Raw genomic sequence first — 19,263 nt, 5'->3', positions numbered from 1 at the left:
ATTACACTTAAGCACATACTTTTGTGCTCTGCTATTCCACAAGGCTACAACCCATGTCATCCAATGAAAAAACTTTCCGCGAACTCGGTCTTGCCGAGCCTTTGTTGCGTGCTCTTGACGAGTTAGGTTACGAAAAACCAACTCCAATTCAGGCAGCAAGTATCGAGCCTCTAATGGCTGGTAAAGATATTTTAGGTCAAGCGCAAACTGGTACAGGTAAAACTGGTGCTTTTGCACTACCTCTACTAAACAGCATTGATCCAACTACCAATGCTCCACAAATCCTAGTACTAGCGCCAACACGTGAACTTGCAGTTCAAGTTGCTGAAGCGTTTGGTAGCTACGCAAAATTCATGAAAGGTCTACACGTTCTGCCAATTTACGGCGGACAAAGCATGCACCAGCAGTTAAATGCATTGCGTCGTGGTCCTCAAATCATCGTTGGTACTCCAGGCCGTGTTATGGACCATATGCGTCGTGGCACACTTAAGCTTGATACGCTTAAAGCTATGGTTTTGGACGAAGCTGATGAAATGTTGAAAATGGGCTTCATCGATGATATCGAATGGATCCTAGAACACACGCCTAAGTCTCGCCAATTAGCACTATTTTCTGCAACGATGCCAGAGCAGATTAAGCGTGTTGCTAACAAATACCTAAATGAACCACAGCATGTAAGCATCGCTGCGACTCATACAACGGTTGAAACAATTGAGCAGCGTTTTGTTCAAGTATCACAGCACAACAAACTAGAAGCACTTGTACGTGTTCTAGAAGTAGAGAAGACTGAAGGTATCATTATCTTCGTTCGTACTCGTAACAGCTGTGTTGAACTAGCTGAAAAGTTAGAAGCTCGTGGCTATGCGTCTTCACCACTACACGGTGATATGAACCAGCAAGCGCGTGAGCGTGCAGTTGACCAACTTAAGCGTGGCCAACTAGACATCATCATCGCAACTGACGTTGCGGCGCGTGGTCTTGACGTTGAGCGTATTGGACACGTAGTTAACTACGATATCCCATATGACACTGAAGCTTATGTTCACCGTATTGGCCGTACAGGTCGTGCTGGTCGTTCAGGTATGGCGATTCTTTTCGTTACACACCGTGAAATGCGTATGCTACGCACTATTGAACGTGCAACTAAGAGCCGCATTTCACCAATGGACGTACCAAGTCCAGAGACAGTGACTGAACGCCGTCTTTCTCGTCTAGGCGAGCAAGTTGCTGAAATCATTTCTCAAGATCTTGAGTTCATGAAGGGTGCTGTGGCAACTCTTTGTCAAGAGCTAGAAGTTGATACTGATATGCTTGCTGCAGCACTACTGCACCAAGTTCAGAAAGATCGTCCACTGCAATTACCTGCAATGAACGAACGTCAACGTGATAGCCGTGATGACCGTAACTCTCGTGACCGTAATGATCGCAACGACCGTGGCCCACGTGATCGCAGCGACCGTCCACGTCGTGAGTCTCGTCCAACACCTGCAAACTTAGGTGCTGCTGATTCTCTTAAGGATAATCCAGACGTTAAGATGTGCCGTTACATCATCGATGTAGGTCGTGACAATGGCGTTGGTGTAGGTAACATCGTTGGTGCAGTCGCTAACGAAGCAAACATCGACAGCCGTTACATTGGTCAAATCCAGTTATTCGACCAAGTAACCGCAATTGACTTGCCAGATGGCATGCCAAAAGAAGTTCTACAGCACCTTAAGAAAGTACGTGTTTGTGGCCGTCCACTAAACATCCGTGAAGCTGCTGGCGAAACTTTTGCTAATACTTCTGGTGGCGATAGCCGTCCACCACGTCGACCACGTAACGACCGTCGCCCAGCAAGTGGTGAGCGTAGTGATCGTCGTCCTTCTGGTGATAGAAAGCCGCACCGTAAAGGTCCAAAAGACGCTGAATAAGTCTTAATGTTAGGAACTGCAGTTCCATAACAAAACCTAAAAAGGAGCCTAGTGGCTCCTTTTTTGTTATTAACATATCTGGAAAATAGTGATAAAGCCTAAAACGTAGTTCTTTTGGCTGATAGATGATTAAATTTATTCCCCTTATAGTAATGATTGTTATTTAACCAAGGAAAGGTTTATGAAAACATTACTCACTATGATCATTGTAGTATCACTAACATTACTACTCTCCCCATCAAGCCAAGCTAATTCATTAGAGCCTTGCGCAACCAAACAATGTAAAGAATATTTTGATGCTTATAAAATCTATACTCGCAGAGGACACTCAGAGGCAATGGCAACGTTGGCAGAGCTCTATTTTGCAGGTTATGGAACTGCACAAAATACAAAATTAGCTTTGAAGTGGTTTCGCCGAGCAGCGAAATTCGGCAGTGCAAGTTCACAATACAAAGCTGCTGTGATCTATTTAAGAGAGCCGGAATATTTGGATGTCGATAAAGGGATTAACTACCTAGAGAAGTCTGCAAAAAAGGGCTTTCCAGCAGCCTCTTATATGCTTGGGAAAATCTATTACGGTAGCTCTATTGCAGAAGCTGATCATGAACTGGCGGACAAATACTTAAGCCAAGCTTTCACTGAGGGGTACCCTAGGACTCAGGGCTTTATTCAACAATTAATAGAAATTGATGGCCTAAGTAAACTTCCTCAACTGACTCAGATGTATCAAAATTCATTAATTAAAACGGACACAAGTACCACCAAATTCCCGACCGGTGAAATGGAAACCATAGAAGTTACAGCACCGGATATAACGGCCTATTTCAATACACAGCTCGCACGATTAAATAACTCTATACCCGATACCTCTAGCGGCACTGGCAGCAAAATTGCGGGCAGAACTTGTGCCGACATGTGGGGTTGCAGTGGCGAGTATGATGAACAAAAACAAAGGGACTTTTCATTTAGCGATTGGGGAAAAATAGCAGCTATTTTTTATCCTTAGTACAATAACTAGGAAGATTAGTTGACTACACCAATGCATATGCTCGATTGAAACACAGACACTTTGTCAGCTCTTGGGTGAGATAAATATTGCAGAAAAAGTACAAATTGCATTAATTAGCTTTTCCTGATAAAAAATATTAATAGCATTAGACGCTCACTATATGACCCACATAAGTGATTGATTAATGTCGAACGATGCTGTTTACGGAGCCAATTTGATATGGAGTTCAAATGAGAAACTTATTGCTAGCCTTGTCTATTGTCGTGACAAGCACTTTACCAACCTTTGCATCAGCTTCTACAACGTTAGAACCGTGTATGGAGTCTCAATGTGTTGAATACTTTAAAGCGTATAAAATACTCACAAAACGTGGCCATTCTGAAGCAATGGCGACCTTAGGTGAACTTTATTACGCCGGTTACGGTACGGAAAAAAATACTAAGCAGGCATTAAAATGGTTTCGGCGGGCAGCTAAGTTTGGTGTCACAACGGCACAATACAAAGCAGGTATTCTCTATCTACAACAATCTGATTTTCAGGATATAGATAAAGGAATCTCACTTCTTAAGAAAGCATCTAAGATAGATTTTTCTCCCGCATCACTCGCATTAGGCAAAGTCTATCTCAATGGCGGCTTTGTCGTTCAAAATCTTCCGCAAGCTGATAAATGGCTATCAAATGCTTTTAACCTCAATAACCAGCAAGCAATCCAACTAGCCCATCAACTCAAAGCTTCAGAGAATACTGAAGACCTCGCACTACCTATATTGTATGCTCTAGTCGATGAGCAACAAGCGACAAAGGTTAGTGCAGGCTCACTTGCGCCAGTCAATGAAATGGAAACCATCACCATTACTGCACCACAATACACCGAGTATTTTGATGCAGAGATTGCTCGACTGAATAAATCAATTCCTGATACCTCTAGCGGTACAGGCTCGAAAATTAAAGGTATGACATGTGCTAAGTCTTGGGGATGCAGTACCGAGCAAGATAGCGATAGGATCCGCGATGTACTTTTATCTGATTGGGGACTAGAAACCTTACAGTTTCGTCTAGAGTAACTCGCTATAAAAAAGGAGCCTAACGGCTCCTTTTTTATATATACAAACACACTAACTCTAAATCACAGTAGCTTGTTTCAACGCTCTATGCTTTTGCCAAATAGGCGATAACTGCACAACAATTACTGACGCTATAATCAATACAATTCCGCTAAAGGATAACGGATCAATAATCGCCCCTTTGATTAAGTCGCTCCACCAACCCAAGCTCACCACAATCGCAGTTAAGGTAAAGCTAATCACTGGAGTCAATGCCAACATCGCACTTACCTGTCCCGTAGGCCAATACTTCATTGACTGACCAAAGCAGCCATACGCAATCAAGGTATTAATCGCACAAAAAATAGCAATAGCCCACTCATTTTGATCCATTGAGGCAAACTGACTCAAATCGCTAAAAGGTGCCATGGCAAAAATACCAAACAAATAGATGAACAGCAGAATGTTATTTGGAGACAATCGTTTAATCATCGATTTTTGGATTAGCGCGTAACTTGCCCAAGATAAAACGGAAAACTGAACAATCAACACACCTTTCCATACATCTGAGGGCCCAGCAGAAAAGCCTAGATAAGGATGAAAGAACATCAACATACCTAACGCTAACGTCGCAAAGCAGCTTAGCTGTATCGCATTAAGCTTTTCTTTAAAAAATAACATGCCACCGAAAGCTAAAAAGAACGGCGCGGTTTGAAAGTTTAACTGAGCAGAACCGGGCGCTAAATACTGCAAAGAATAAACAAAAGACACATAGTTAAAAATTAAAAACATCCCTGCTAAGGTCAACTTAATCCAAGACGTTTTATCTAAGTCTTTAAACTGCTTAATGCTGCCACTAAGGCATTGGATGGCAAAACTCACCACTAACGCGACTAAAAATCGAAACCAAGTTAAGGTAACTGGATCGATAAACATCCCCGATAGTTTAAGTGCGATGGGTAATAGCCCCCAAAAAAGTACTGCAACTGAAATAAAGATAAATCCGAGTTTGAACTCGGCACGCTGAGTAAGCGTATCCATGGTAGGTGGCTCATTGAAGATATAACAAGATCGCAGATAGTGCCTGAATCAGCTGCCTTGGTCTAGAGAGCTAGTCGATTCTTTTATATAAAGTCTGCTGCGCGGTGATATCAGCCTGCAGCGACACTAGACATGACTCACAAATACAAGTAGTTCCGTTCAATTTAGCCAATTTATCGCTTTCCAAAACTTGTGCTAATAAGCGCTTATCTGGAAATGTTTGTTTACTGCACCAGCACTGTTCAATGCTATTGCCGACTCTCGCGCCACAAAGATTAAATCCTTGGCATAAAGGGCAAAGCTTTGTTTTATCCGTCATTGACAACCTCAAATTCTTAACGGTCTGCGGGGTGGTTACCCCCTCAATACACGCTACGTTTATCGCAAACTGTTCTGTATTGGAACGCCCCTGATGGTGCGTATATATCTCGCAGGCTCGGCAAAAGCAATGCTTCGCCGTTAAGGTGTTAAATTGGTAGAGAGAAAGCTTATCCGCCCCTTTCTAACACTTAATACCTTCAAGTGATACAAAGGCTACCACAGCACCTCTTCTGCGGCACATCGTTCAATCACAACGACGTAACTAAACCAAGCCTTTGGGTAAGCTCAACGCTAATTGGACAGCGCCACAATAACAACTGGCTTTATGAGTATGTTGCACTTCATTCTCCCCACAGCAGCAATCACTATTCTTACTAAAAATGTCATCAAAAAATAAAAAGGGGCGTAATCACGCGCCCTTAAATACACCCTAACAATTAATATTGATTACTGTGCTTTATTAGGATTATTTGGATAAGCCTTACTACCGAGAACAGCCTGCCCAGCAACACTCTGACCATAGTAACCTTGGTGTTGATGGTATTGCTGTTTAAGCTTAGTTATATCACCTTTAAAACGCGGGTCTTGTGGGCGTTCTTGCGAATTAATATAAGCCGCCACATCCCAAGCTTGTTGATTAGTTAACTGAATGCTCTTACCAAAAGGCATATTCTCATAAATGAAATAAGCAGCAGTATTCACTCTATGCATGCCTGCCCCCCAGTTAAAGCTTTGAGGTCCCCATAATGGTGGTAAAGAATAGACTCCCGCAGTTTCATAACCTTGACCATCTACATTATGGCAAGACTGACAATGAGCTTGATAAACCTCTTTACCACGCTCAGGTGAGTAAGCTTGCTCTGGTTCAGGGATCTTAGGATAGGCTTTACCCGGCAATTTAGCACGCTGCTCTAGCGTCATCGCCGCTTTCACAGCCGCAGGCATAGCAAAGTCATCACGCTTACCACCTTTTAGTAGCTCATCATCACTAAGCGCTGGCACGGGCCATGAAACACCGACTTGGTCCATTAAGCCACTCATGCCCAGCCAATAAGAGTAGGCAGACAAAGCCACGAGCTCTTCACTACCAGACGCCGGCGGCTTACCATTCATCGAATAGGTAAAACAGCCCTGAAGGCGCTCTTGATAACTATTAACTTTATCGTTTTTCTTACGATACGCAGGGTAGGCAAAATAGGCGGCCCATAATGGCGCGGCATTAGCTTTACGGCCCGCATCCATATGGCAATTTGAACAATTTAGATTATTGCCAACGTATTTATCTCGCATCTGCTGCGAGTTAACAAACAATTGATATCCCCGACGCACTTTGTCACCAAATTCCCCCTCAGGAATAGTGCTCAATGGTCGAGGCTGCAAATAAGTCTGCCCCTCTTTTTTCGCGCTGGCATCAAGCTCGGCTTGTTTGTCAGGCAAGGTTTCAGCTTTAGACGTAAAACTGGCAACAATAAGCAGCAAACTAATGTGAGTCAATTTCATGGTTAGCTCCCTATTTTATAGTCGAAAAGTACTGTGCTAATGCTTCAATTTCAGCAGCGGTCAACTTGCCTGCAATAGTGCCCATGACAGCATCTTGATCACCGCCTCTAGTGCCTTGTTGCCAGGCAATTAATTGGTTTTTAATATACGACGCTTGTTGACCAGCTAAGCGAGGGAAATCACCAACACCAACACCAGATGGGCCGTGGCAAGTCACACAAGCCGGGATCATTCGTTCCCAGTCACCTTGATATACCAACTGCTCTGTCGGATCCGTATAACTGACCTTCTCACCTCTTAAATGCGGCGTAACAACAGGAACATCCTGCGTGGAAAAGTAGTCTGCAACTTCTTTGATTGCTGGTCCTTGCAGTGTCATAGCCATTGGCGCCATGGTGACATTTTGTCGTTTACCCGTTTGAAAAAGCTTCACTTGCTGAGCAATATAGTCAGAGCTGAGGCCAGCGAGTCTAGGTCCTAGAGGCTCGACACCTTGGCCTTGTGGACCATGACAACTGCCACACAATACTGCAGATGGCGGCATAGCGGCATAGGTTGACCCGCTAGATATCAGCAGAGCCAATATTATTAATTTGCGTTTCATTGTTTGACCTCACTTTTTGAGATAGCACTATTACCTTGAGCATAAAAATAAGCATGAATAAGATAAATTTAGGAGAAATTAACTTCATAAGCCAGTGCTCTGCACTCAAGTCTCGCCTTGCATGATGCGAAAGGGTCCTCTTTTGAACACTCCATAATCACAACGCCATTACCGCCAAGTTGCTGCACCTTATACTTAAGAGCACCAACCACTTTAGAATAAGAAGGCGCTGGACTATTAAGTGTTTGGCAGTATGACGCGCTTACATCTCCAAGCATCTGAGAGTCATAGTTATACACTTCTTCTGCGGAGTATTCGATGACCTTGCTGATTTCATAGGAATCCACCACGTAATCAGGTGTCAAATTTGTATTAAACCTGACTCCTTGGCACGCTGTAAGACCTATTACAGTGACAAAAATAATAAAACATTTTAATTGATTATCCATAATCTACTCTGTCCAAAAAAACCTCAACACAAACAACCGTATCAACTAGTCACTATAGGCTCAACTAAATGTAAACTTTATATATCGTGACTTTAGTTTTATTTGCACGGCAAATAAGCATAAAAAAACCAACAGCTCAAAAAGCTGTTGGTTTTAATTACGAACACTATCTATAAAATTACTTGCCTGGGCGTACACCTAATGTATGACAAATGGCATACGTAAGTTCAGCGCGGTTAAGGGTATAGAAGTGAAAATCTTTTACGCCTTCACGAGACAACACTTTAACCATATCAATAGCCACGTTGGCGCCGACCATCTGGCGGGTAGTAGGGTCATCTTCTAGCCCTTCAAACTGACGATGTAACCAGCTTGGGATAGACACGTTAGTCATAGCGGCAAAACGCTTAGTCTGATTGAAATTAGTGACAGGTAAAATACCTGGTACAATTTCTGCGTCAATGCCTGCCGCCGCACAACGGTCACGAAAACGTAAGTATGACTCTACATCAAAGAAAAACTGAGTAATGGCTCGATTAGCACCCGCATCAATTTTTTTCTTCAGATGAATAAGGTCTGCCTGTGCATTGCTCGCATCAGGGTGCACCTCGGGGTAAGCAGCCACAGAAATATCAAAATCAGCAACAGAGCGAAGTAGGCGCACAAGATCATTAGCAAAGCGTGTTGGCTTAGGGCTACCATCCGGTAAATCACCGCGTAATGCTACTATGTCACGAATACCGCTATTCCAGTAATGCTTAGCTAACTCTTTTAACTCTTCATCACTTGCGTCAACCAATGTAAGGTGCGGCGCAGCTAATAAGTTGGTCTCGTTTTGAATACGCTCAATCACGCTATGAGTTCTATCACGAACTCCTGAGTTAGCACCGTAAGTAACTGAGACAAACTTTGGGTTAAGCGGCTCCAAGCGACGAATCGAGTTCCAAAGCAAAGTTTCCATCTCTGGAGTTGAAGGCGGGAAAAATTCAAAAGAAACGTTAATGTCACCATTTAGCTCAGATAAGCTCTGGTTTAGTGACGTAGCATGTTGTGCGTGATGAAAACCCATTTCTACATTCCTCAACTTCAGCATTAAATTTTTGTTAGATAGACGTTTGGACGTCTATATGTCCATATACTAGAGAAACTGAGATTGAAGTCAAGCCTAAAAAGCAGGCAAATGAGTTTTTTTCCTAAAACAATCCTTTCCGATAAATAAGCCAATAAAAAAGGACTCAAATGAGTCCTTTTTTATTGATTAACATGAAAATTATTCTTGTAGCAGATCTCGGCAAATATGCGCGAGGTCAGATTGCACCGCAGCTGCAGTCACTAACCGCCCTGCACCTGGCCCCCTGATAATCAACGGATTTTCTTGATAGAACTCGCTGCGAATAACAAATACATTGTCGCCAGGAGTGAGGTTGGCATATGGGTGACTATTATCAACCCACTGGATCCCCACCCCCGCTTTCAACTTGCCATCCACTTTATCTAGAGACGCCACATACCTAAGGACTTTATCTTGTTCTGCAGCAGTCACAAACTGCTGTAGCATATCGTCATCAAGCTCATTAATGCGTGTTAAGAACTGTTCTAATGACAGTTCAGCCAAAGCCGCTGGCACGAGCGATTTAAGTTCAATATCTTCTAGCTCAATTTCAAAACCAATTTCACGCGCTAAGATAAGAAGCTTACGCTGCATATCTCGGCCCGATAAATCATCGCGAGGATCGGGCTCAGTGATCCCCAAGCCCTTGGCTTCAAGTACTAGCTCTGAGAATGGCTTTTTGGCATCAAAGTTTTCAAACAACCAGCAAAGCGTGCCAGAGAAAATACCACCAACAGCTTCGATACTGTCGCCACTATTATGCAAATCATTCAGCGCATGCTGTACTGGCAGGCCAGCACCACAACTAGCGTTATAGCGCCAAAATAAACGGCGATTATCTAATTGTTGCTTTAGCTCTAAATAAAACGGCAATGGACCGGATCCCGCTAACTTATTAGCACTTACCACATGAATACCACGAGCAAAAAACTCTGGATATTGCAAGGTCAAGTCGGCACTTGCACTAATGTCGAGCGCTATAACTTCATCACATTCAAGCTGATGTAATTCTTCAAATAGGCTGTCGTACTGCCAAGATTTAGCATCGTTTTCAAATACAGACTTCCAAGTATCAAGTTCAATCCCGTCATCGCTAATGAGGGCCTTTTTTGAACTCAGTAAACCAACCAGTTCAACGCTAGCTTCTAACTCTTTATTTAACGCAGCCTGAGCATTAGCAAACAATTCAACCCAAGCCTCGCCAATATTACCCACACCGAGCAGTAATACACCGATACGTTTCCGCGGACCCGCACAGCGACGATGCACTTTTTGGGTCAGCAAATTGACTTGGCTTTGTGGCACTAACGTCACAAGACTCATTCCGTCATTAAATAACGGTCTAGCATTGCGGCTCAGTAGACGAGCAAACCCACGGCGATAAAGGTTAGCATCAGCACTAACTAACGCGACAAGTCCGAGATTGTCAGTAACTTTAATGTCACTTACACCTAGCGCTTCAGCATTGGTTTCCAATAGCGCTAGAACCTGTTTTTGGTTTTCTAGCGTTACGGTAAACTCAACACGCTGTTGACCAAGCTCCCAATGCGCAAGCGGACTGAGCCCAGCCTCTTCTAGCAAGGCTATAAACTGTTTAAAATCGCTATTTAGATGCAGGTTAAACAACGCCACGCTATTTAGGTTCGTCACTACCGGTGCACTCGCTGACGAGCTTTTAGGTGCAATTAAAGTAAAGTCAGTATGAGAAGCATAACTGGAACGAACCGCTAGGCTCACTTTAGTATCAAACAGCGGCTGTAAAGTACGATTATGCAGTACTGGCGAGCCTAAATGCGCCAAACGATTAGCTTCAGCTAACGACAAGCTGCTTAGTAGTTTAGCGTCATTAATTTTATTAGGATCTGCGTTAAATACACCTTCAACGTCGGTCCATATTGTCACACGCTCAATATCAGCCAAACTAGCGATTAACGTTGCGCTAAAGTCTGAACCATTGCGGCCAAGCAGCAAGGTATCGCCACGCTCATTGGCGCAGATAAATCCGGTAATGATTAAACGCTCATTAGGGTGTGCTTCAATCAATGCTTGCACTCTAGCACGTGACTCTTGCAGACGAATTTGCGGCACAGCGGCTTCATCAGCAATTAATAATGTGCGCGCATCAACGTCTGATGCCGCAACACCAGATTCGCGTAATAACGCCGCTAACAGACGTGCAGACCAACGCTCACCAAAGCTCACCACTTGGCTACTTTGGTAATCATTAATCTGCCCTAAAGACAACAAGCTAATAAGTTGCGATTGGTCTGTCGATAAGCGCTCGCGTAATGAACGCGCTTGCTCATTCGATAGCAATTGCTCAATCAAGTTTTGCTGGAAGCTAATAAGCGTTTGCAGCTCCTCTTGCCACAACTGTTTAGTTGAGCTTAACTCAAGCAACTTATATAAAAAGTTAGTGCTTTTACCCGCAGCAGACACCACAACCAAGTCATCGCTATGGCCGTGCGTCAGTAAGATATGAGCAACGCGACGGTAACAATCTGCATCAGCCAGACTAGAGCCACCAAATTTATGTAAGTGACAGCGTGCCATCGTATACCCCTTTAATTAACAAGCAGCCGCAGCATTTAGCGCAGCTTCAATATCAGCAACAAGATCGTCAGCATCTTCGATACCAACAGAAAGACGGATCAGCGTATCTTTAACCCCTGCTTCAGCACGAGCCTCTGGCTCCATCGCTCTGTGGGTCATGGTTGCCGGCACAGCCACTAAGCTTTCCACGCCACCTAAGCTTTCTGCAACTGAAAAATAATTAAGATTTTTTAAGAATGCCACTAACTCTGGCTCGCCACCTTCAAGCTCAAAGCTCAACATAGCGCCAAAACCTTTTTGCTGTTTTGCAGCAATCTTGTGACCAGGGTGATCTTTAAGCCCTGGATAATAAATCTTTGATACCGCTTTATGGTTGACAAGAGTATCAAGAATTCGCTGCGCATTCGCCTGATGTTCACGAATTCGCACTGCAAGTGTGCGAATTCCGCGCAAAGTGAGATAGCTGTCAAATGCAGAGCCGGTTAAGCCTAAAGTATTTGACCACCAATGCAGCAATTCACCGACTTCAGGGTCTTTTGCAACTACGGCCCCGCCAACTACATCGCTGTGGCCGTTAATGTATTTAGTGGTGGAGTGAATAACGATATCAGCCCCCAGTAAAAGAGGTTGCTGTAAGATTGGCGAAAGAAAAGTGTTATCAACCACCACAAGTGCGCCCACTTCATGACTTGCAGCACTGATGGCCTCGATATCAACCACCCGCAGTAGAGGGTTTGATGGTGTCTCTAACCAAACCATCTTAGGTTTTTGTGCAATGGCTTGATTCAGAGCTTTCGAGTCAGTTTGATCTACGACTATCAACTTAAACTGGCCTTTTTTGGCAAGATTAGTAAATAAACGGTAACTGCCACCGTAACAGTCGTGTGGGACAATAATAAGATCATCTGGGCCGAGTAAACTAGTAGCTAAAGTAATGGCAGCCATTCCGGTACAAGTCACCACTCCTGTTGCACCTTTTTCCAGTTCTGCAATTGCATCACCTAAAATTGAACGGGTTGGATTGCCTGAGCGGCTATAGTCAAAATCTCGTGGGTTTTTATGCCCATCAAAAGAGTAGTTAGTAGATAGATAAATAGGCGGAACAACGGCACCATGTTGGCTATCGGACTCAATGCCTTGACGCACTGCCGCAGTGGCGAGTTTACGCTCAGTCATGTACTACTCCTTTTAATGCTAATTTTCTTATTAGAGATGTCTGGACGTCTAAATGTACCGAAGCCATACCTCGCCGTCAACCACTTTAGACGTTTAGACGTCCATGCATATAGAAATCTATTTGCAATTGTCATAAATAAGAGGCAATAATTTGACTGCACAATTTAAAGGGTTAAAATCTGCCCCGAATTTTGAAATAACAGGTGAGTCAATGACTGAGTGGAATGGCGATTATATCAGCCCATATGCTGAACACGGCAAAAAGAATGAACAAGTAAAAAAAATTACTGTGTCCATTCCTTTGAAAGTACTTAAAGTGCTTACCGATGAACGCACCCGCCGCCAAGTGAATAACTTGCGTCACGCCACGAATAGCGAACTGTTATGCGAAGCATTCTTGCATGCGTATACAGGCCAGCCACTACCAAACGATGCAGATCTTACCAAAGATAAACCTGACAGCATGCCTGCAGAAGTGAAGCGTTTGATGGATGAGATGGGCATTGAGTGGGAAGAACTTGAATAATCTTCATCGATTATCCAAATATACTTTCTAGATAAGGACTGCTAAGCAGTCCTTATCTGTTTTTGACATCTGCACAATCTTAAGAATCATTCCACTTTAGCCATTTGCGACTGGACAAACTAATGATAGAGCCCATCACTCTTCTACTCGCCTCACTGATTATTTTTTGTGGTGCATTGACCCAAAGCTTAATAGGCTTTGGTCTCGCCGTTGTTGCCAGCCCTTTACTTTATATTATCGACCCAAGCTTAGTCCCTGCTCCAGTGATTATGATGGGGTTCTCTATTGCACTACTTACACTATTTCGAGAACGAGGTCAGTTGGAATTCAATGGCCTGCAATATGCGCTTTTAGGAAGGATCCCAGGCGGTATTATTGGTGCGACCTTAATTATTATCACACCGCAGCCGATCTTAGGCTTGGCCATTGCCGGAATTGTTGCGCTAGCTGTAGGTTTAAGCTTGATGAAATTTAGTATACCGGTTAATCGATTTAGCTTATTTATTGCCGGCGTGTTGTCTGGGGTATTTGGTAATATCGCTGCTATTGGTGGACCACCATTAGCGATATTGCTATCAGGTAAAGACGCGGGGCAATTTAGAGCGGCTTTATCAGCCTTCTTTATTTTCAGCTCAATGATTGCATTGATAATTTTAGCATTTGCAGGCCTACTCACCCTTGAACATTTTTATATTTCACTAATGCTACTACCTTCAGTGATATTGGGTTATCTAGTAGCGGGTCGGTTGGTTGGAAGAGTCGATAAGCAGAAAACCAGATCACTCACTTTGGCCTTATGTGCTGTCAGTGCGCTTGTTTTAACGATTAAATCGATTATTGAACTAGCTTAAATCTGACTAGAAATGATAGGAGGTTTGCAACACGCCTCCTATTGCGTCACCGTCACCAAACATGCCGGTAAAGTCTAAAGAAAAAGACTCCCCAATCATAAAGCCAGAACCCAAAGAATAAATGTCCGCTGATGAGTCTTTCATATCATGACGATACCCCACACGCACTGACATCCAATCAAAAGCTCTCACCTCACCACCAAGTCGCCAATATTGCGCCCCATCAAGCTCTTTAAACTTTTGATTCTCAATCAAATCAATATCAGAGGAGACTGATAACATGCTCCAGTCATAAGCCACACCTGCTGTCACTAACGGCTCAACCTGATATGTAAAACTTTGCCTATCGACCTTTATAGAATCAACGCTTTGGCTTATAAGGTTACGCCCAGAAACAGCTAAGGTTAAGCCATCAAGTGGCTGTATGGCGATACCTATGTCGACATTGAAATGACTTTCATCATTGCGGTATTGCGCTTCATCAAAATCACTGTCTCCGAAGTGGTTGCCATTAGCAACATAACTATAAGTATCAATGCGTTGTAATTTGGGCGATATCCCCATCGAAATAGGCATATTCACTATAGAAAGAGGAAAGCTCAGCGCAACACCTAAATCTGACACTGTACCACCAATCATTTGTCCTTGAGGTTCAAGAGCATCAACTTCTGCAGCTATATTCACATCGAGATTATTCAAACTGCCCATTCTAGACATGGCAGCATTAGACTGAGCGGTGTCTGATTGGCCATTATCAGAGAAAGCAATATCCTCAACATCGATTGCGCTTAGCTCACTCTGAAAAAAAATAGCCATTGGCATGTTTTGATAAGGGAAAGCAACACTTAAGTCAGAGATAGCGCTAACATAGGCAGAGCTACCCTTTAGCGCTCTTGAATCACGAATACGTTGGTCATGATAGCGGCTATTGTTATTGCCCGTTATCGTAATAGCTAGAGCAAGTTCATTGTAAGCATCACTGAATGAATCAATTATCTCACTCATTCTATCGCGATCGACCATTTCTACGCCCAGAGCAGGAGCACGAACCGGCATAACAACGGCGTTGTCTTTGCGGATATTTAGCGCAAGCAAGGCTGGATTAACAAGTATGGCGCTATCGAGATAGGTGGCGGCAACAGATTCTCCGCTAATACCATTAATCCGAACCTCACTGTATTCTTGATCTGCTAGGACAGAAAAGCAGGGAAGCAAGACTAAAAATAACGCTATTTCAGATCGTTTCATCCATCTCACCCTTTTTATGTCCTTAACGCTTTAAGCTGCAATACGGCTCAAATCGAAAAAAGGTTAATTTTTGTTCTTAGAATATTCTAAGACAAAATTTTCTAGTGAGGAGGAAAATAAACAACTTAAAACGAACATTTTTAAAACAGAAGTTAGCGACATCTTGTTTCGCGGCGGACTAACCTAAATATTAGGTAAATCTACATAATTCATAAAGTTCTCCATCGTAAACTCAATAAACCGTCTTAACCTAGCAGGTTGAAATTGGTCTTTGCTATAGAGTAGGTAGAGTGGAGTGTCGGATATGGTCCAATCATCGAACACATGCACTAACTCACCATTATTTAACTCGCTACTACAATAAATCTCAGGCAGTCGCACAATCCCATTACCTGCTATTGCGCTACTTTTCATCACCCTACCGTTTTTACACAAAAATGCGCCAGCAATGGTGACTTCTGTCTTTTCAGTTTTATCAGCACGGCGGTGGTAGTTCCAATGATAGATAGAGCCAGTTATACAAGCGTGGGATTTGAGCTCTTTCGGGTGTTCAGGTCTGCCCCGGCGGGCAATATAACTAGGTGAAGCTAGGGTGCAGTTCGCAATATCCATCAGCTTTCTGGCGACTAGGCTTGAATCCTCAAGCTCACCCATACGAAATACCAAATCAAACTCATCGAGCACTAAATCCACACGTTGACTACTAAAATCGAGGTGGATTTGAATATTAGGATGCAGACTCATAAAGTCATTCACCAATTGATTGACTATCTCCTCACCGATATAGCCGCCAACACAGTTGATATTGATCTTACCCTGAAGGTTATGAGCATCATCGACAGTCTTAGCTACCGCTTGCTCCATCACATCCAGCGCATGCTGGCAGCGTTCATAGAAAAATTGCCCCTGCTCAGTTAACCGCTGCGCCCTTGTAGTACGGGTAATCAAGGTTACGCCTAGATAGCGCTCAAGTTGAGTTAACTGCTTAGAAAGGTGTGAGCGTGAACATCCGAGCTTGTCAGCAGCCAAGGTAAAACTGCCCTTTTCTGCAATCACGGTAAAAGCACGTACATCTGCTAAATTTAGGTCTTGGTACATAAGTAGAAACTCGTGTTATCTCAGAATACAGCTTGGCATTAGGAGTTATATGTAAACAATCATATTCTCTATACATTATATATCAACAATAATCTGTTAGTTAGAATACTCACCAATTACTAAGACCCACATATTTGAGGCTGATATGAAACAATTAATCGTTATTACAGGTGCATCTTCTGGTATTGGCGCAGCCATGGCTCAAGCATTCAGCGCCAAAGGCCACCCTCTTCTTTTATTGGCGCGTCGTGTTGAACCGATGCAGGCACTAGCTTTAGAAAACAGCTTATCTATTAGCGTTGATGTAACCGATGCCGATGCAATGAAAGCAGCAATCGCAACAGCAGAAGCAAAATTCGGCCCAGTGGGCTGCTTAATTAACAACGCTGGCGTTATGCTTCTAGGCGCTGCAGACGTGCAAGATCCTGCAGAATGGAGCCGCATGCTTAACATCAACGTTATGGGTGTACTAAACGGCATTCATGCTGTTTTAGCTGATATGAAAACCCGTAAAACCGGCACCATTATCAACGTGAGCTCAGTTGCAGGCCGTAAGACATTCCCGAACCACGCAGCTTACTGTGCAACTAAGTTTGCAGTACACGCACTAACTGAAAACATCCGTGAAGAAGTCGCAATGGATGACGTACGCATGATAACAATTGCACCAGGTGCGGTTGAGACGGCATTGCTAAGCCATACCACCAGCGAAGAAATTAAAGACGGCTATAACGACTGGAAAGAGTTTATGGGCGGTGTAATGGACCCAACTGCAGTTGCAGATGCAGCGGTATTTGCCTTCGAGCAACCACAAAACGTATGTGTACGTGAAATCGTATTAGCACCTACGCGTCAACAGCCTTAACCTTATTACTGTAAAAATCAGCTCTACTTGAAATGACAAGTAGAGCTTTTTTATGTTTCATTTTTGGCTTTACTGTAAACCTTCATTTTATCTGCTCTCTGCTATGCTCAATAGACCATGAAAATTGGTTTAAAAATCATCTACAAATCCGTACACAAACCACAATTTTGCTGTTAGGTTTAAATAGTATCCAATCACCAAAAGTGCATCGATGCATTTGAGCTAACCGGCAAGTGACTTGTCTATAACTATGATTTGATTTATCCAAGGATGAGGTAAACAATGAGAGAAAACTTCAATCTAATAAAAGCTAACCGCGCTTGGACAGAGCTATTGCTGTCATCAACATTTATCAATCTCCTATCTCTCGCCTTGCCTTTCACCATGCTACAAATTTACGACCGTATCTTGCCTAATCAAGGCTATGGCACCGCCAGTGTGCTGGCATCGGCTGTTGCGGTGGCGATTTTACTGGAACTCATTTTACGTTATGCCCGCAGCTGGATGCTCGCCTCTTCAGCTGCTAACTTTGAACTACAGACCACCACCAAGGTCGTGTCAGCGTTAATGCAGTCTGATTATCATCACGTCGAAAAGTTGGGGACTGGTAAAGTCTATAACGGCCTTTCAGGCATTGCAGCCATGCGCGAGCTCTATTCTGGCCAAGCCTTAGTTGCCTTAATGGATTTTCCGTTCGTGCTTATATTTTTAGCCTTAGTTGCCTACATAGGTGGGCCTTTAGTGTTTATTCCTATCGCGGTTTGGGCGCTAATTGGTGTGATGGTATTTTTAATCGGCAAAAAACTAACGTTAGCAACGCAGGAGCTCGCGCTCTCTGAAGGCGAACGCTCACGCATGTTGATATTGGTATTATCAGGATTAACCACAGCTAAAGCCTTAGCCATGGAGTCACGCCTCGCATCAAGCTACAGCAAAATCAACTATCGGCGCTTGGCGGAGCAGCAGCAAGTAGACTGGTTGTCCTCTAAATTACAAGAGTTAATCCAAGGCGCCTCCCAAGGAACAACATTGCTGATTGTACTCATTGGTTGCCTAGAGGTGCTCAATGGCACATTAACAACCGGTGGATTAGCAGCTTGTTCAATATTAGCCGGACGCGCCATTGCTCCTTTAAGTGCCATCATAAGCCTACGTTCAAGACTCGCTAGTGCGAAAACTGCCATGTCACATGTGGATGATCTAACTAAGTTGCCGCAAGAGTCATTTAAAGCAAATGTGCAATATCAACAAAAACTTCCTCTCGGTCCCATCACTTTTACAGATGTAGCGAGCCACCAAGTGGGTGCAACACTCCATAAGTTTAATCTTGAGATTAAACCCGGAAATTTAGTTTGTATCACCTCAGATCCACTCACTCATGCCAGCTTGTTACTCAGTGTAGTCGGTGCATTTCATCACCTAGAGCAGGGGGCTATCTATATTGCTGAAGTTGCGCAACATGAACATAGCGCAGACGAGTATCGCCAATCCGTTACCTACGTTGCTCCTTGGCCAACTTTGTTTGCGGGCAGTTTGTTAGAGAACATGACGCTATTTAGACCAGAAAAAGAGTCACTCGCAATGGAGATTGCAGAGCAACTGGGACTAACAATGAGTATTGCCAAGTTACCCGCCGGTTACCAAACAGAGGTGGGTGTCAATGACAGCCAAATGCTCAATAAAGGTGCCATAAAGCTACTCGCTATCGTGCGCGCAATGGTGCAATCCCCTTCAATTTTATTACTTGATGAGCCGATGATCTCACTCGATGCAGACTCCCAATCGAGGTTACTAACGCTATTGACTCGATATAAAGGTCAAATGACCATTATTTGTGCATCTCACTTTGCCGCACTCGCCGATATAAGTGATTTAAGAGTCAATATTAATCCCAAGGGCCAAGCTGAGCTTCTAACACCAACGACTGCAACTGCAGCAACAAAAGGATGAAAACA

Annotated in this window: 17 protein-coding genes; 7 read left to right on the top strand and 10 right to left on the bottom strand. The window is 43.5% G+C overall.

Annotated elements, in window-relative coordinates; genetic code table 11:
• The first annotated feature begins 53 nt into the window (after positions 1 to 53).
• The 3 genes from L2747_RS05705 (at position 54) to L2747_RS05695 (ending at position 3,986) form a co-directional block, all read left to right on the top strand.
• Positions 54 to 1,913: a DEAD/DEAH box helicase gene (locus tag L2747_RS05705; protein ID WP_248998125.1), complete on the top strand. Its 1,860-nt coding sequence runs from the start codon at positions 54 to 56 to the stop codon at positions 1,911 to 1,913.
• Between the two features lie 181 nt (positions 1,914 to 2,094).
• Positions 2,095 to 2,919, top strand: coding sequence for a tetratricopeptide repeat protein (locus L2747_RS05700; RefSeq protein WP_248998124.1), 825 nt, complete (start codon positions 2,095 to 2,097; stop codon positions 2,917 to 2,919).
• A 233-nt stretch (positions 2,920 to 3,152) separates the two neighbouring features.
• On the top strand, positions 3,153 to 3,986 hold the full coding sequence (locus L2747_RS05695; protein WP_248998123.1) for a tetratricopeptide repeat protein: 834 nt from the start codon (positions 3,153 to 3,155) through the stop codon (positions 3,984 to 3,986).
• Positions 3,987 to 4,043: 57 nt separating this feature from the next.
• Here the strand turns inward: L2747_RS05695 and L2747_RS05690 are convergent, their stop codons facing one another.
• The 8 genes from L2747_RS05690 to metB all read right to left on the bottom strand — a co-directional run bounded on the left by L2747_RS05690 (position 4,044) and on the right by metB (position 12,720).
• The gene (locus L2747_RS05690) at positions 4,044 to 5,006 is read right to left on the bottom strand and encodes a DMT family transporter (RefSeq protein WP_248998122.1); all 963 of its coding nucleotides are present in this window, start codon (positions 5,004 to 5,006) and stop codon (positions 4,044 to 4,046) included.
• Positions 5,007 to 5,076: 70 nt separating this feature from the next.
• A complete protein-coding gene (locus tag L2747_RS05685; protein ID WP_248998121.1) occupies positions 5,077 to 5,325 on the bottom strand; it encodes a cysteine-rich CWC family protein in 249 nt (82 codons plus the stop codon).
• 449 nt (positions 5,326 to 5,774) lie between these two features.
• Positions 5,775 to 6,827 carry a c-type cytochrome gene (locus L2747_RS05680; protein ID WP_248998120.1) on the bottom strand — a complete coding sequence of 351 codons (1,053 nt, stop codon included), beginning with the start codon at positions 6,825 to 6,827 and terminating at the stop codon, positions 5,775 to 5,777.
• Positions 6,828 to 6,837: 10 nt separating this feature from the next.
• On the bottom strand, positions 6,838 to 7,431 hold the full coding sequence (locus L2747_RS05675) for a c-type cytochrome (RefSeq protein WP_248998119.1): 594 nt from the start codon (positions 7,429 to 7,431) through the stop codon (positions 6,838 to 6,840).
• A gap of 68 nt (positions 7,432 to 7,499) precedes the next feature.
• The gene (locus L2747_RS05670) at positions 7,500 to 7,880 is read right to left on the bottom strand and encodes a hypothetical protein (RefSeq protein ID WP_248998118.1); all 381 of its coding nucleotides are present in this window, start codon (positions 7,878 to 7,880) and stop codon (positions 7,500 to 7,502) included.
• Between the two features lie 178 nt (positions 7,881 to 8,058).
• The gene (gene metF, locus L2747_RS05665) at positions 8,059 to 8,949 is read right to left on the bottom strand and encodes a methylenetetrahydrofolate reductase (protein ID WP_248998117.1); all 891 of its coding nucleotides are present in this window, start codon (positions 8,947 to 8,949) and stop codon (positions 8,059 to 8,061) included.
• A gap of 201 nt (positions 8,950 to 9,150) precedes the next feature.
• Positions 9,151 to 11,544 carry a bifunctional aspartate kinase/homoserine dehydrogenase II gene (locus L2747_RS05660; protein ID WP_248998116.1) on the bottom strand — a complete coding sequence of 798 codons (2,394 nt, stop codon included), beginning with the start codon at positions 11,542 to 11,544 and terminating at the stop codon, positions 9,151 to 9,153.
• Between the two features lie 15 nt (positions 11,545 to 11,559).
• On the bottom strand, positions 11,560 to 12,720 hold the full coding sequence (gene metB, locus L2747_RS05655) for a cystathionine gamma-synthase (protein ID WP_248998115.1): 1,161 nt from the start codon (positions 12,718 to 12,720) through the stop codon (positions 11,560 to 11,562).
• A 211-nt stretch (positions 12,721 to 12,931) separates the two neighbouring features.
• Here metB and metJ point away from each other — a divergent pair, with 211 nt between their 5' ends.
• Both metJ and L2747_RS05645 read left to right on the top strand, forming a co-directional pair.
• Positions 12,932 to 13,246 carry a met regulon transcriptional regulator MetJ gene (gene metJ / locus L2747_RS05650; protein WP_012153825.1) on the top strand — a complete coding sequence of 105 codons (315 nt, stop codon included), beginning with the start codon at positions 12,932 to 12,934 and terminating at the stop codon, positions 13,244 to 13,246.
• Between the two features lie 122 nt (positions 13,247 to 13,368).
• A complete protein-coding gene (locus L2747_RS05645) occupies positions 13,369 to 14,097 on the top strand; it encodes a sulfite exporter TauE/SafE family protein (RefSeq protein ID WP_248998114.1) in 729 nt (242 codons plus the stop codon).
• Between the two features lie 6 nt (positions 14,098 to 14,103).
• Here L2747_RS05645 and traF read toward each other — a convergent pair whose 3' ends face one another.
• Positions 14,104 to 15,345, bottom strand: coding sequence for a conjugal transfer protein TraF (gene traF, locus L2747_RS05640; protein WP_248998113.1), 1,242 nt, complete (start codon positions 15,343 to 15,345; stop codon positions 14,104 to 14,106).
• Positions 15,346 to 15,528: 183 nt separating this feature from the next.
• Positions 15,529 to 16,443, bottom strand: a complete 915-nt coding sequence (locus L2747_RS05635) for a LysR family transcriptional regulator (protein WP_248998112.1) — start codon at positions 16,441 to 16,443, stop codon at positions 15,529 to 15,531.
• 145 nt (positions 16,444 to 16,588) lie between these two features.
• On the opposite strand from L2747_RS05635, the gene L2747_RS05630 reads away from it, so the two are divergent.
• Together L2747_RS05630 and L2747_RS05625 are read left to right on the top strand one after the other, a co-directional pair.
• A complete protein-coding gene (locus L2747_RS05630) occupies positions 16,589 to 17,308 on the top strand; it encodes an SDR family oxidoreductase (protein WP_248998111.1) in 720 nt (239 codons plus the stop codon).
• A gap of 282 nt (positions 17,309 to 17,590) precedes the next feature.
• Positions 17,591 to 19,258: an ABC transporter transmembrane domain-containing protein gene (locus tag L2747_RS05625; protein ID WP_248998110.1), complete on the top strand. Its 1,668-nt coding sequence runs from the start codon at positions 17,591 to 17,593 to the stop codon at positions 19,256 to 19,258.
• Positions 19,259 to 19,263 lie beyond the last annotated feature (5 nt).

It is taken from the genome of Shewanella marinintestina (assembly GCF_023283845.1).
GTDB classification, from domain to species: domain Bacteria; phylum Pseudomonadota; class Gammaproteobacteria; order Enterobacterales; family Shewanellaceae; genus Shewanella; species Shewanella marinintestina.
Note: the sequence above shows the minus strand (reverse complement) of the source record. Positions and strands in the feature narration are given on the sequence as shown.